18 protein-coding genes are annotated in these 11,434 nt (G+C 63.4%); 2 read left to right on the forward strand and 16 right to left on the reverse strand.

Translation table 11 applies throughout. The annotated features are described in order from the left end of the window. Window positions 1–111: 111 nt before the first annotated feature. The 6 genes from HMPREF1546_RS02320 to HMPREF1546_RS02345 form a co-directional block, all read right to left on the reverse strand. Window positions 112–393 (reverse strand): YlxR family protein, encoded by a 282-nt coding sequence (locus HMPREF1546_RS02320; RefSeq protein WP_021747944.1) that lies wholly within the window; start codon window positions 391–393, stop codon window positions 112–114. A 30-nt stretch (window positions 394–423) separates the two neighbouring features. Then, window positions 424–1,599 carry a transcription termination factor NusA gene (gene nusA / locus HMPREF1546_RS02325; protein WP_021747943.1) on the reverse strand — a complete coding sequence of 392 codons (1,176 nt, stop codon included), beginning with the start codon at window positions 1,597–1,599 and terminating at the stop codon, window positions 424–426. Between the two features lie 51 nt (window positions 1,600–1,650). Further along, complete coding sequence (gene rimP, locus HMPREF1546_RS02330; protein WP_021747942.1) at window positions 1,651–2,112, reverse strand: ribosome maturation factor RimP; 462 nt, start codon at window positions 2,110–2,112, stop codon at window positions 1,651–1,653. A gap of 222 nt (window positions 2,113–2,334) precedes the next feature. Beyond that, window positions 2,335–3,147, reverse strand: a complete 813-nt coding sequence (locus tag HMPREF1546_RS02335) for a metal ABC transporter permease (RefSeq protein WP_021747941.1) — start codon at window positions 3,145–3,147, stop codon at window positions 2,335–2,337. Further along, a complete protein-coding gene (locus HMPREF1546_RS02340) occupies window positions 3,144–3,857 on the reverse strand; it encodes a metal ABC transporter ATP-binding protein (RefSeq protein ID WP_021747940.1) in 714 nt (237 codons plus the stop codon). The genes HMPREF1546_RS02335 and HMPREF1546_RS02340 overlap by 4 nt, the downstream gene beginning before the upstream one ends. Further along, window positions 3,844–4,263, reverse strand: coding sequence for a Fur family transcriptional regulator (locus tag HMPREF1546_RS02345; protein ID WP_021747939.1), 420 nt, complete (start codon window positions 4,261–4,263; stop codon window positions 3,844–3,846). Before HMPREF1546_RS02345 ends, HMPREF1546_RS02340 begins: the two co-directional genes overlap by 14 nt. 166 nt (window positions 4,264–4,429) lie before the next feature. On the opposite strand from HMPREF1546_RS02345, the gene HMPREF1546_RS02350 reads away from it, so the two are divergent. Together HMPREF1546_RS02350 and HMPREF1546_RS02355 are read left to right on the forward strand one after the other, a co-directional pair. Continuing rightward, window positions 4,430–5,347, forward strand: coding sequence for a sugar phosphate nucleotidyltransferase (locus tag HMPREF1546_RS02350; protein WP_021747938.1), 918 nt, complete (start codon window positions 4,430–4,432; stop codon window positions 5,345–5,347). A 19-nt stretch (window positions 5,348–5,366) separates the two neighbouring features. Beyond that, the gene (locus HMPREF1546_RS02355; RefSeq protein ID WP_021751645.1) at window positions 5,367–5,792 is read left to right on the forward strand and encodes a zinc ribbon domain-containing protein; all 426 of its coding nucleotides are present in this window, start codon (window positions 5,367–5,369) and stop codon (window positions 5,790–5,792) included. A 54-nt stretch (window positions 5,793–5,846) separates the two neighbouring features. On the opposite strand, the gene HMPREF1546_RS02360 is transcribed toward HMPREF1546_RS02355, so the two are convergent. The 10 genes from HMPREF1546_RS02360 to HMPREF1546_RS02400 form a co-directional block, all read right to left on the reverse strand. After that, complete coding sequence (locus HMPREF1546_RS02360; RefSeq protein WP_036629600.1) at window positions 5,847–6,287, reverse strand: hypothetical protein; 441 nt, start codon at window positions 6,285–6,287, stop codon at window positions 5,847–5,849. Further along, on the reverse strand, window positions 6,275–6,448 hold the full coding sequence (locus HMPREF1546_RS18630) for a hypothetical protein (protein ID WP_021747935.1): 174 nt from the start codon (window positions 6,446–6,448) through the stop codon (window positions 6,275–6,277). Before HMPREF1546_RS18630 ends, HMPREF1546_RS02360 begins: the two co-directional genes overlap by 13 nt. Continuing rightward, complete coding sequence (locus tag HMPREF1546_RS02365; RefSeq protein WP_021747934.1) at window positions 6,448–6,864, reverse strand: DUF5301 domain-containing protein; 417 nt, start codon at window positions 6,862–6,864, stop codon at window positions 6,448–6,450. The genes HMPREF1546_RS18630 and HMPREF1546_RS02365 overlap by 1 nt, the downstream gene beginning before the upstream one ends. Before the next feature lie 11 nt (window positions 6,865–6,875). Beyond that, window positions 6,876–8,411 carry a DUF4173 domain-containing protein gene (locus HMPREF1546_RS02370; RefSeq protein WP_021747933.1) on the reverse strand — a complete coding sequence of 512 codons (1,536 nt, stop codon included), beginning with the start codon at window positions 8,409–8,411 and terminating at the stop codon, window positions 6,876–6,878. Between the two features lie 53 nt (window positions 8,412–8,464). Beyond that, the gene (locus HMPREF1546_RS02375) at window positions 8,465–8,782 is read right to left on the reverse strand and encodes a hypothetical protein (RefSeq protein WP_021747932.1); all 318 of its coding nucleotides are present in this window, start codon (window positions 8,780–8,782) and stop codon (window positions 8,465–8,467) included. Further along, the gene (locus HMPREF1546_RS02380) at window positions 8,779–9,171 is read right to left on the reverse strand and encodes a hypothetical protein (RefSeq protein WP_021747931.1); all 393 of its coding nucleotides are present in this window, start codon (window positions 9,169–9,171) and stop codon (window positions 8,779–8,781) included. The genes HMPREF1546_RS02375 and HMPREF1546_RS02380 overlap by 4 nt, the downstream gene beginning before the upstream one ends. Window positions 9,172–9,568: 397 nt before the next feature. Next, a complete protein-coding gene (locus HMPREF1546_RS02385) occupies window positions 9,569–9,787 on the reverse strand; it encodes a helix-turn-helix transcriptional regulator (protein WP_021747930.1) in 219 nt (72 codons plus the stop codon). 9 nt (window positions 9,788–9,796) lie between these two features. Next, window positions 9,797–10,369 carry a DUF2975 domain-containing protein gene (locus tag HMPREF1546_RS02390; RefSeq protein ID WP_021747929.1) on the reverse strand — a complete coding sequence of 191 codons (573 nt, stop codon included), beginning with the start codon at window positions 10,367–10,369 and terminating at the stop codon, window positions 9,797–9,799. A gap of 15 nt (window positions 10,370–10,384) precedes the next feature. After that, entirely contained in the window at window positions 10,385–10,969 is a 585-nt protein-coding gene (locus HMPREF1546_RS02395; protein WP_021747928.1) for a DUF2975 domain-containing protein, read from the reverse strand. Window positions 10,970–10,983: 14 nt separating this feature from the next. Beyond that, window positions 10,984–11,292 carry a hypothetical protein gene (locus tag HMPREF1546_RS02400; protein ID WP_021747927.1) on the reverse strand — a complete coding sequence of 103 codons (309 nt, stop codon included), beginning with the start codon at window positions 11,290–11,292 and terminating at the stop codon, window positions 10,984–10,986. Window positions 11,293–11,434 lie beyond the last annotated feature (142 nt).

The following is an 11,434-nucleotide window of genomic DNA, read 5'->3' on the forward strand; positions in this document are numbered from 1 at the left end:
GCGGCCAGCAGCAGCACCCGGGCGTCCCGGGCGCGGGCCACGGCCTCTACCGGCTCCTCGCCCACGGCCAACCGGCCGCCCCGCAGGCTGAGGCCCAGCAGGGACAGAATGTTAAGCCGGTCCATCCGCACCTCGCAGTTCTGCCTCCATGGCGTCGTAGACCTCCGGCGGGATGGCGGTGTCAAAGGCCCGTTCCAGGGCCCGGGTTTTCCGGGCCTTCTGCAGGCAGGCCACGTCGTGGCACACATAGGCGCCCCGCCCGGGCTTCTTGCCGCCGAAGTCCAGGGACACGGTGCCGTCCGGAGCCTTGACCACCCGCAGCAAGGCCTTCTTATCCTTCATTTCCCGGCAGCCCACGCACTGCCGCTGGGGAATCTTCTTCACTTTCGGCATCTCATAGGCCGCCTTTCTGATAAACTGATCTTACTCCGCGTCCACGGGCTCCACAGCGGACGCGTCCGCCGTGTCCGCGGCCTCCGGGGCGCCCCCGGCAGGGGGCTCTTCCTCGTCGTGATAGCTCTCCGGCTTGATGTCGATTTTGTAGCCGGTGAGGCGGGCCGCCAGGCGGGCGTTCTGTCCCTCCTTGCCAATGGCCAGGGACAACTGGTCATCCGGCACGATGACGCGGCAGGCCTTGCCCTCGTCCGCCATCCACACATCCACCACGTCGGCAGGCGCCAGGGCGGCGGCGATAAACTGGGCCGGGTCTTCGCTGTACTTGACGATGTCGATCTTCTCGCCCCGCAGCTCCTCCACAATGCTGCCCACACGCTGGCCCTTGGGGCCCACGCAGGCGCCGATGGGGTCCACGTTCTCGTCGTTGGACCACACGGCCATCTTGGTGCGGCTGCCGGCTTCACGGGCGATGGATTTCACCTCCACGGTGCCGTCATAAATCTCGGGGACCTCCAGTTCGAACAGGCGCTTCACCAGGCCCGGATGGGTCCGGGAGATCAGCACCTGGGGCCCGCGGGTGGACCGGCGAACCTCCACCACATAGACCTTCACATGCATGCCTTCGGTCAGATCCTCGCCGGGGACCTGCTCACCGGCCATCAGCAGCGCCTCGGTAGAGTCGGTGCCGGTGCCGATCCGCAGGGACACATTGCCGTTGCGGGGATCCACACGGGTGACCACGCCGGTGAGGATCTCATGCTGCTTGGAGTTGAACTCATCATACACCTGGCCCCGCTCGGCCTCCCGCAGGCCCTGGATGATGACCTGCTTGCCGTTGCCTGCTGCGATGCGGCCGAACTCCACCGTGTCCACAGGGATGTTCACGATGTCGCCCACCTCGTACTTGGCGGAGAGCCTCTTGGCCTCCTCAATGGGCATCTCGTTGGCGGGGTCCACGTAGTCCTCTTCCTCCACCACGTTTTTCTGGACGAACATCTTCAGGTTCTGGTGTGCCTCGTCCACATCCACGATGACGTTCTCCACATCCGCGTGGTCCCGCTTGTAGGCGGTGGTGAGGGCCTGGACAATCTTCTCCATCATGAAGGACTGGGGGATGCCCCGCTCCTTCTCCAGCAGAGCCAGTGCCGCGAAGATTTCCGCGGGATTGAAGCCTACGGGCTCCTTCTGCTTTTTGCCTTTCATGTTGCTGATTCTCCTTGTTGATAAAATACGTCTTGTCGGGACGGTGATTGGTTAAAATTCCACCCGCAGGCGGATAAGGGCAGTCTCCTTCTTGGGGAAGACCAGATCCTGGCTGCCCACGGTGACGGTGACATCGCCGGTGGCCTCGTCATAGCCCTTCAGATAGCCGGCAAACTCCTTCCGGCCCTCCCGGGCCCGGTACAGCTTCACCAGCACGGGGCTGCCCAGAAACTGCTGAAAATCGGAGGGCCGCTTCAGCGCCCGCTCGGCACCGGCGGAGCCCACCTCCAGGGTGTAGCTGCCCTCGATGGGGTCGGCCTCGTCCAGCAGGTCGCTGACCTTCCGGGAGATCTCCTCACAATCCAGAATGTCCACGCCGCCCTCTTTGTCCAGCAGAATGCGCAGATACCAGGTGCCGGCCTCCTTGACGTACTCCACGTCCCAGAGGGTGCAGCCCTGTTCCGCGATAGCGGGGGCGGCCAGTTCCGCGGTCAGTTCAGTGATCTTTTTCATGGGAGGACTCCCTTCTTTTGGAAGTTTAAGCAGAGTTTGCCTGACCGAAAAAGGTCAAGAAAAAGAGCGGACCCCGCAGCCCACTCCACATACCTTACTCTTCTAACATACGCATCATAGCACAGATACTGGAAAAGCGCAAGCCTTTTCTGCCAGATTCTTTTCTAATATTGTATAAAAAAATCCGCCGGATATACGGCACAGCCGCAGATCCGGCGGTTTTCAGCGCCTGCGCAGCCAGCCGGCAGCACAGGAGAGCAGAAACAGCGCGAGATTTGCCGCCACCACAGAGGCTCCCACCGGCGTGGACAGCGTCCAGGAGGCCATGAGTCCCGCGCAGAAGCAGCACACCGACGTAACGGCGGCACATACCACCACGCCCCGGAAGCTCTTGAACAGCCGCATGGCCGTCAGCGCCGGGAAGATCACCAGGGAGGAGATCAGCATGGCACCCATCATCCGCATCCCCAGCACGATGGTCAGGGCGGTGAGAATGGCCAGCAGGGTGTTGTACCAGTCCACCCGCAGCCCCGTGGCCTGGGAGAAGCTCTCATCGAACGTCACGGCGAAGAGCTTGTGGTAGAACAGCACGAACAGGGCCAGCACCGCAAGGGACAGTACCGCAGACAGGGCCACATCCGCCCACGTCATGGCCAGGACGCTGCCGAACATGTAGTTGTCCACATCCGTGGTCATGCCGCTGGTGCGGGAGATGACGATGATGCCGACGGCCAGGGCCGACGCACTCATGACGGCAATGGCCGCGTCGCTGTTCCAGCGGGGATTGGTGGCCAGCCGCAGCAGGAAGAACGCCGCGAGGATCACCACGGGGATGGAGAAGTAGAGGGGAGTGAACCCCAGGGCCACGGCGATGGCCAGGGCGCCGAAGGAGACGTGGCTGAGGCCATCGCCGATCATGGAGTACCGCTTCAGTACCAGGGGGACTCCCAGCAGCGCGGCGCAGAGGCTTACCAGCGTCCCGGCGATCAGGGCCCGCTGCATAAAGGGATAGGTCAGCATCAAGGTCAGGCTCATTCCTCCACCTCCCGAAACCGCCGCCCCTGGGGGGAGGCCAGATAGTCTTTAACTGTGCCTAAAAAGTAGCTGCTGCGGCCGATGTGCAGCACCGTCCGGGCGCTGCGCAGGGCGGCCCTCAGATCGTGGGTCACCATCACCACCGCCATGCCCTCCTTCCGGTTCAGGTAGGAGAGGGTCTTGTACAGATCCTGGGCCGCGGCGGGGTCCAGGCCGGTAATGGGCTCGTCCAGGATCAGCAGGCTGCGGGCGGCACACAGGGCCCGGGCCAGCAGCACCCGCTGCTGCTGGCCGCCGGAGAGATCCCGGTAGCTCTGGTCCTTCAGCTCCAGAATCCCCAGCTTGCCCATGTTCATCAATGCCGCGGACTTCTGGGCGGCGGTGTAGAAGAACCGCAGCCCCTTCTGGTTCAGGCAGCCCGAGAGGACCACTTCATACACCGTGGCCGGGAAGTCCCGCTGGGCCCGGGTCTGCTGGGGCAGATAGCCCACGGCTCCCTGCCGCAGTTCCGGCGCCCGGAGAATCTCCCCGGACTGGGGGGAGAGGAGCCCCAGCAGGCCCCGCAGCAACGTGGACTTGCCGGAGCCGTTGTCCCCCACGATGCACAGGTAGTCCCCCGCCCGGATGGTGAGATCCAGGTGGGCCAGGACGCTCTGACCCTCATACCCCAGGGACGCGTCCCGGCAGACGATCAGCTCATTGGGCTCCATGGTGGTCCTCCTCTCCGGCGCAGACGTCGCACACCCCGGAAAACAGCGTCCCCCGGGGATCGATGCGGAAGTGGTGCTCCCGCTCCAGGTGGTCGTACAGGTTCTGCAGGTGGGTACAGTCCACATGGCGGATGCGGCCGCAGCGCTCACACTTCAGAAGAAAGCAATCCCGGTGGCCTTGGGACTGGCGGCCGCAGTACTGGTACAGGGCGCCCTCCTCGGTGTTGACCTTGTGGACCGCCCCAGCGGCCTCCAGCTTTTCCAGCTGGCGGTAGATGGTGGCCAGGCCCACCGGGCAGCCCTCCCGACGCAGGTCCTCCGCCAGTTCGGCGGCGGTGCAGGCGGTCTCGCCCCGGGCCTCCAGGCAGCGGAGCACCGCCTGGTGCTGTTTGGTGCTGTATGGCATCCAATGCCTCCTTTAATCTGAAAATGATTATCGTTTTCATATTATAGACCGCAGAGGAAAAAAGTCAAGAGCAGTTGCAAAAATCCGGCAAATAGGGTATGGTAAAAGAACAGCGTATGGTTGCGCAACAAGGCGCAAATTCACAAAAACTTTAGGAGAGAAGCAAATGAAAGTCTCACTGGTCATCATGGCGGCGGGCCTTGGGTCCCGCTACGGCGGCAGCAAGCAGGTGGACGGCATCGGGCCCCACAACGAGATCCTGATGGAGTACTCCATCTACGACGCCCTCCGGGCGGGGTTCAGCAAGGTGGTGTTCATCATCAAGCCGGAGATGGAGGAGATGATGCGCCGCCTGTGCGGGGATTATCTGGCGAGGAAGACCGCACTGGACGGCACGCCGGTGGAGGTGGCCTATGTCTTTCAGGACTTTACCTCCGTGCCGGACTTCTACCGGATTCCGCCGGAGCGGACCAAGCCCTTCGGCACGGTCCATGCCCTGCTGTGCGCGGCGGATGTGGTGCACGAGCCCTTCTGCGTCATCAATGCCGACGACTATTACGGCATCGACGCCTACCGCACCATCTATGACGAGCTGGTGAAGCTGCCTGAGACGGGAAAGGCCACCATGGTGGGGTATCTGCTGAAGAATACCGCCAGCCTCCACGGCACGGTGTCCCGCGGCGTGTGCGCGGTGGAGGACGGAAAGCTCCGCTCCGTCCGGGAGGCACTGAAGATCCAGCTGTATCCCGACGGCACGCTGCGGGATCTGGCGGAGGACACGGACCTGTCCCCGGAGACGGTGGTGTCCATGAACTTCTGGGGGTTTGCCCCCAGCATCTTCCCCGCCCTGCGGGAGTACTTTGAAAACTTCCTCCGCACGGAGGCCGGGGAAAATATCAAGGCCGAGTGCCTGCTGCCGGTGATGGTGGGGGATCAGCTGCAAAAGGGCGCGCTGGAGGTGTCCGTCCTTCACTCCGCGGACAAGTGGTTCGGCATGACCTACCATGAGGACCGGGAGATCGTGGCGGAGGAGCTCCGCAAGCTCCATGCCAGGGGAGATTATCCGGAGAGCCTGCGGGTGTGAGCATGCGGAGGTGCGGGAGATGAATCCGAACACGCCGGTGGGTTGCCCCCAGTGCGGGGGGGGGCAGATGGACCTCTGGCAGGCGGGCAGGCGCCTGGCTCTGACGGGCCTTTTTGCCTCCGTCACCGACTGGATTGAGGTGGATATATACAGCTGCCCCGCCTGTGGAAGACTGGCCTTTTTCCGCACCAACTTTCTCCCTCAGCCGAAAAAACATGTGCCGGTGGAGCCGGAACCAACAGACGTGGACACCGCCGCCTTCTACGTTCCCGGTACGGGGGAGCTGGTCAAATGCCCGGTCTGCGGCAAGGAGCATCCCCGTGACGATGCCTTTTGCCCCCTGTGCGGGACCCGGCGGGATCAGCCCTGCCCCTGGTGCGGAAAATGGTTTCCGGCAGCACAGCCGGTCTGTCCCTGGTGCGGCCACGGCCGAGATGAGGAATAAGCGAAACCGCCAAGCGGCGGCCATGGAAACCCATGGCCGCCGCTGTTTTTCTGCTCAAAAAAAGCACTCCACCACATACAGCCGGGTACCTGCGCTGTTCACCAGCAGGTACAGCCGGTTGCGTTCATCCGTTGGGTGCGCCGCCGTAAAGCCGCGGCAGTCCGAAAAATCGGGCCGCTGGTCCGCCGGAACGGCCAGCAGATCCAGGATTTCGGTCACTGGCACTTCTGCGGAGCTGACTGGCGTAGCTTCCTCTGTCAGGGTTTCCTCCAGCCCGCTGTCCCCATCGTACGCCAGCACATGATACCGTTCCCCGTCTCCAAGGGGGCTGGTGCCGTTGTCACTGCTGTACAGACAGCCCTCGCTGGCGGGGAGCTCCAGCTCCCAGTTGAGCTGAACGGTTCTGACATAATCGCCGCTGCCCCAGAAGATCATCAGGACCGACAGAACCAGCAGGACCGGCAGTGCCAGCAGCCCGCCCATCAGCTTCCACATGGACTCACCCCCTGCCATGCAACTGAGACCTCCACCGTGGACGGCACGGTGTTTTCCATCCGGTCATAGGCGGCCTTGTAGCCGATCAGATAGAACACCCCGGCGATCAACATGCCGCAGAGCAGCAGGCACACGATCCAACCGGTCGACGGCCTGTTCACTATGGATTCCTCCCCTCCGGCGCGGCGTCAGCCGCCAGAACTGTCCAGAGTGCCTCGTCCCCCTGGTAGATGCCCGTATAGGGCTGCTCCAAACAGCAGATGCCGTCCGCCTCGTAGACGTACAGAACGCTCCAGTCCGGCGTCTCGCCGGTGCCCAGCTCCACCTTTACCGCACCGGTTTGGTCCGGCGCGTCCTGCACGCTCTCCATGCCGGTGGAGACGGCCTCTGCCGCTTGTTGGAGAAATTCTCCGATCCAGTCCCGGTCCGTGTGGAGCGTCACCGCATCTCCTGCCGTTACCCGGATGGCAGTGACCTCCGCCGCCTCCGGGAGGACGATCCGGCCCGCCCTGCCGCAGGCTGTTACGGCCAGCGCAAGCCCCAGGCACCAGGCGGCCAGCCGCAGATAGCGCTTCATGCCCGGCCCCCTTACGCGTCGCCCCGGCTGGCCAGCCAGGCCGAGAGGCTCCAGGTCCGCCAGTCGGCGCAGTCTGTCCGGGCCTCCTGCCGCCGCTGTTCCAATAGGATGGACAGGCGGGCCGTACCGATGGCGTCCCAGTCCCCATACGCTGTGCAGACCATGTCTCCGTCCAGCCGCTCCAGCTGGGACAGGGTGTCATAGGAGAGGTCATAGAGCAGGTACTCCGCGTCCAGCACCCCGCTCTCCCCGGAGAGGTAGCGGTCCACCTGATCCTTTGCCACCAGGTAGTCCACCGGCACGCAGTTGATGACCAGCCACCCCGCCAGGGCCAGGGGAAACACCACCCGACAGAACCGGAAGTCTGGCCGCCGCACCTTCCAGGCCGCAGCCAGCAGAAAGGCCGACATCATCCCCATGCCCCAGTAGGTCATGCAGCGCTTGAAGGACAGGCCGTACACATCCACATACAGCGTCATCCGCCAGGCGGCAGAGAGGAGCAGGAGCAGGCTCTCCGCTGTCAGCAGGGCGGAGAGGAGCCGGACTGCCCGCCAAGCGCCGCCCTCCCGGCGGGACCACTGGACCGCAGCCAGCAGAAGCGTCAGGTTCACCACCGTTACCCCCACCATCTGGAAGAAACCGCTCCGGGCCCACTCGGCATAGGAAAGGCCCTTTTGGGCCAGGTACTCAGCTCCGCCGAAGAGTCCGGCGGATTGGACGCCCAGGAACAGCAGGTACAGCGCCGCCACCGCCGCCAGCACGATGGCGAAGCCCAGGCCGTCTACCCCGCCGCGGGCTGCGGCTCCGGTCCGTTTCAGGGGTGTGGGGCGGCGGAGACTGTACAGCAGACCGAAGAGGAAGGGGGTCATGACGCTGGCCAGCAGGGCCTTCCAGACCGCGTCCGTGAAGTGGAGGGAGACAAAGGCCCGCAGGTCCGCCGTGGCGGCGGCGAACAGCGCGTCGGCGGAGGCCAGAACGGGCACCAGGACCGCCAGCAGAGCCAGGGCGCCGGCCGCCCCCAGCAGCAGGGGCAGGACCCGCCGGGCGGCGCCGTCCTTTTTCTGAGGCCAGGCGGTGGCCAATGCTGCCCCCAGATGGCCGAAGAGGCCCCACAGCAGCAAACAGAGCCGCTCCCACAGCATGGAGGGACGCCACCAGGGCAGAAATTGTCCGCCGGAGAGGCCGATGGCGTGGACGGGCAGCAGGGCCAGCAGGGCCAGCAGATTCCACGCCCGGAAATACCAGTTGGACCCCAGGGCCAGCGTGGCGGCCAAGGCCAGATTCACCGCCAGCAGAACGCGGCTCTCCCAGGTGTTCAGCAGGGGGCGGCCCAGATAGAGCCCCAGCAGGCCGTACCAGACGCAGACGGCGGCGGTCAGTCCCGCGGTGGGGCCGCTCCAAAGCAGCGTGTTCACCAGCAGAAGACAGAAGCAGAAGGCCAGCGGCAGAAGCAGTCGCTCTCGGGAGGAGATCACATAAATTTTCACCGCACTTTGCGTAGGCTTCGCCGGCCCTCCCGCCGGCAGGGCTTTTTCATGTTCATTCATAATGGGTTCTCCTTTTTTGGGGCTGTCTCCACAGCAGGGACAGTCAATGCACGTTACGTTCGGTCTCTGGCGGCAAAGTGGTGGCTCACCACGGCCATGGTTTCAAAGATCAGCGTTATCACAAACAGGATCCGGCCGATGATGGCCGCGCCGGAGGCATGGACCAGGGCCGTCTCCAAATCGCCCGCCGCGGCCTCCAGCCGCACGGCGAAGAGCTGGGCCAGCAGGGCCAGGGCGCAGGCCATCCCGCCGCCGGCCAGCTTCCAGCCGGAGCGGTCCCTCTCAGGACGGAGAAAGGACCACACCGCCAGCACCCAGCCGGTAAAGCCCGTCAGCAGGCTGACCGCATTGCAGAACGGGGCATCGATCATGCGTCCACCTCCTTGCGGAAACTGGAGTTGTCCGGGGAACTGTCTTGCCTGGGCGGGACGCACGCCAGAGGCAGCAGAAGCAGATAGAGGAAGAGTGGATACAGCCAGGTACGGCTGCCCAGCGTCGCCAGCAGGCCCGGCGCCGGGCCGGTCTCCACAGCGTCAAAGGTGAGATTGGTGAACTGGAACGAGAGCCGCAGCGCCGCGATATGCAGCAGCAGGACCAGCGAGGCGCTGCCCAGGCAGAAGAGCTTCACCCGCTGCCGCTCCCGCAGATTGAAGAGCAGGAAGAGCAGGTGAAAGGCCATCAGCAGGAACGTAAACCCCAAAACATAGTCAAAGGGGTTGCACAGCCTGCCGAACTCGGTAAACAGCGAAAGCTGAAACATCGCGAGAAACCTCCAACAGTAAAGATTCCAAAAGCGCAGCCTTTATCGCGTCAGCATCAGAAGGAGTATCCGAAACGGCGTTATGAGATACCGCAACGGCCCCGGCGGCCTTCCGGGGCAGATCGGCAGACTGACCGCCGCCGGATACAATCCGCAGAAGATGTCCCGCAGTACACTGGGTCCCATCTTCCGCGATCTGCCCGGCTCCAGAGGCGGATCCCCAGAGATACCAGGGGCAGAAGGACACAGGGATCCACCCCAGCAGGAGGACCAATACCACTCCCGGCCAGGCGGCGCTGAAGAACGTGGGCGGGAAGAGCTGCGCCGCCAGCAGGGAAAATGCGGGGACGGCAGATGCAGGCCCGCTTTTGGCGGGGCGGAGCCGTGCGCCTGGCGGTCATGGTTCCGCCTCTTCGTCCGGCACGAACTCCAGAATGTCTCCCGGCTGGCAGTCCAGGGCGGCGCAGATGGCCTCCAGCGTGGAGAAACGGACGGCCTTGGCCTTGTTGTTTTTCAGAATGGACAGGTTGGCCAGGGTGATATCCACTTTCTCCGATAGTTGGGAGAGGGACATTTTCCGCTTGGCCATCATCACGTCCAGGTTGACTACAATCATGCCGTCACCTCAAATCGTCAGGTCGTTTTCCGCCTTCATCTCCGCTGCCCGGTGAAACAGCCCGGCCATCACCAGGCACAGAAGGCCCGCCATGGTGAAGAGGGGGATGAACAAAGCGGTGTAGGACAGCAATGCGGCGGCGCCATCCCGGCAGAGGGTGAAGGCGGTCCGCCCCAGGGCGCCGGCGGCGATCACAAAGCAGCCTGCGGCGGCCCGCTGGAGATAGACGGCGTTCTTCGGGGAGAACGGTGTGCCGTCCGCCACAGAGGCCAGCAGACGGATGCCCTGGACCAGGATCACTGCGCCGCAGATGCCCGCCAAAAGCAGGAATAGAGCCAGGACCGCGGTCTCCGGGGACTTCCAGGCCTCTTTCAAAATAATTTCCAGCAAATTTCCCACCCCGTCGTCAAAGTCGTAGGCGAAAACAGCCAGGAGGTGGTCGAAGCGCATGGACGCCGGATTCTGAAAGCGGAAGTAGGCCAGGGCCGGTGTCAGGGGAAGCAGCAGAATGTCGCAAAAGATGAGGAAACCGCAGAGAAAAATCAACACATCCGCGATTTTTTGGACAGCAGTACGAACCATGGCGTGGGCCTCCTCCTAAATGGTCAGGTCGTTTTCCACTTTCATCTCCGTCGCCTGGCGGAACAGGGCGGACATCACCAGGCACAGCAGGCCGAACATGGTGAAGACCGGCACAAAGAGCGCATTGTAGGTGGCCAGGGGGCGGAGGGACTGGTAAAACCACAGCCCCCAGATCGTCCGGAGCAGTGCCGCTCCCGCGATACAGAAGGAACATACAGCCGCCCGTCGGAGGCTGACGGCATTCTGCGTGGAAAACGGCGCACCCTGGAGGATGGTGCCCAGCACCCGGAGCCCCTGGAGGAGAATCAGCGCGGTACAGATGCCGCAGATCACCAGGAACAGGGCGATTAGGGCGTTGGCGCCCTCGCCCCATATCCAGACCCAGGAGAGAAAAATCGCGGATACGCCTGCGGCGGTCACATCGTCCGCCTCCGGGTGGAACAGGTCATGCAGAAAGGTGCCGGTGCCGCCGAAGAGGTTTTCCGCGTTGACCATGACGGAGGCGGGAACCAGCAGCAGAGCCAGGACGTTGAGCAGTAGGGCGAAGATCAGCAGTACCCGGAGCACCCGGGCGAGTATTTGCACAGTACTGTTGGACATGGTCGCTTTCCTCCTTATGCGTGAGAATGGGCCCGGCTGGCCGGACGGGGACGCAGCAGGCACAAGGCCCAGATGCCGCAGAACTGCAGGAGAAGCGCCAGCAGGATCTGGAGCCCGGAACCCTCTGTCCAGAGCCACACCCAGCACCAGGCACAGAAAATCAGGAACCGAAGCAGCCCCTTCCAGAAGGGCACATAGTTCTCCACCGCGCCTGTCAGCTCCGGCAGCCATTCGCTGCCTGTCAGCACCAGACTGGGAACGCAGAACAGGGCCGCCAGAAGCAGCAGCGCCAGCAGAACACGCCAGAGACGGCTGGACGGCATAAGAATTCCCCCCTTTTTCCGTATCGTACCACGTGTAGTTATTGTTTGTCAATTATTTTTTATTGTTTTTCGATAAAAATGAAAAAGCAATAATCGGGCAGGGACAGCAGAAAAACGGCGCCGGGGCGGTCCTTTCGGACCG

This window comes from Oscillibacter sp. KLE 1745 (assembly GCF_000469445.2).
Lineage (GTDB): Bacteria > Bacillota > Clostridia > Oscillospirales > Oscillospiraceae > Oscillibacter > Oscillibacter welbionis.

Excerpts from the sequence above, each read along its gene's own strand:
- HMPREF1546_RS02320 (WP_021747944.1), bottom strand. The coding sequence starts at position 393 with ATGCCGAAAGTGAAGAAGATTCCCCAGCGGCAGTGCGTGGGCTGCCGG.
- nusA (WP_021747943.1), bottom strand. The coding sequence starts at position 1,599 with ATGAAAGGCAAAAAGCAGAAGGAGCCCGTAGGCTTCAATCCCGCGGAA.
- rimP (WP_021747942.1), bottom strand. The coding sequence starts at position 2,112 with ATGAAAAAGATCACTGAACTGACCGCGGAACTGGCCGCCCCCGCTATC.
- HMPREF1546_RS02335 (WP_021747941.1), bottom strand. The coding sequence starts at position 3,147 with ATGAGCCTGACCTTGATGCTGACCTATCCCTTTATGCAGCGGGCCCTG.
- HMPREF1546_RS02340 (WP_021747940.1), bottom strand. The coding sequence starts at position 3,857 with ATGGAGCCCAATGAGCTGATCGTCTGCCGGGACGCGTCCCTGGGGTAT.
- HMPREF1546_RS02345 (WP_021747939.1), bottom strand. The coding sequence starts at position 4,263 with ATGCCATACAGCACCAAACAGCACCAGGCGGTGCTCCGCTGCCTGGAG.
- HMPREF1546_RS02350 (WP_021747938.1), top strand. The coding sequence starts at position 4,430 with ATGAAAGTCTCACTGGTCATCATGGCGGCGGGCCTTGGGTCCCGCTAC.
- HMPREF1546_RS02355 (WP_021751645.1), top strand. The coding sequence starts at position 5,367 with ATGAATCCGAACACGCCGGTGGGTTGCCCCCAGTGCGGGGGGGGGCAG.
- HMPREF1546_RS02360 (WP_036629600.1), bottom strand. The coding sequence starts at position 6,287 with ATGTGGAAGCTGATGGGCGGGCTGCTGGCACTGCCGGTCCTGCTGGTT.
- HMPREF1546_RS02365 (WP_021747934.1), bottom strand. The coding sequence starts at position 6,864 with ATGAAGCGCTATCTGCGGCTGGCCGCCTGGTGCCTGGGGCTTGCGCTG.
- HMPREF1546_RS02370 (WP_021747933.1), bottom strand. The coding sequence starts at position 8,411 with ATGAATGAACATGAAAAAGCCCTGCCGGCGGGAGGGCCGGCGAAGCCT.
- HMPREF1546_RS02375 (WP_021747932.1), bottom strand. The coding sequence starts at position 8,782 with ATGATCGATGCCCCGTTCTGCAATGCGGTCAGCCTGCTGACGGGCTTT.
- HMPREF1546_RS02380 (WP_021747931.1), bottom strand. The coding sequence starts at position 9,171 with ATGTTTCAGCTTTCGCTGTTTACCGAGTTCGGCAGGCTGTGCAACCCC.
- HMPREF1546_RS02385 (WP_021747930.1), bottom strand. The coding sequence starts at position 9,787 with ATGATTGTAGTCAACCTGGACGTGATGATGGCCAAGCGGAAAATGTCC.
- HMPREF1546_RS02390 (WP_021747929.1), bottom strand. The coding sequence starts at position 10,369 with ATGGTTCGTACTGCTGTCCAAAAAATCGCGGATGTGTTGATTTTTCTC.
- HMPREF1546_RS02395 (WP_021747928.1), bottom strand. The coding sequence starts at position 10,969 with ATGTCCAACAGTACTGTGCAAATACTCGCCCGGGTGCTCCGGGTACTG.
- HMPREF1546_RS02400 (WP_021747927.1), bottom strand. The coding sequence starts at position 11,292 with ATGCCGTCCAGCCGTCTCTGGCGTGTTCTGCTGGCGCTGCTGCTTCTG.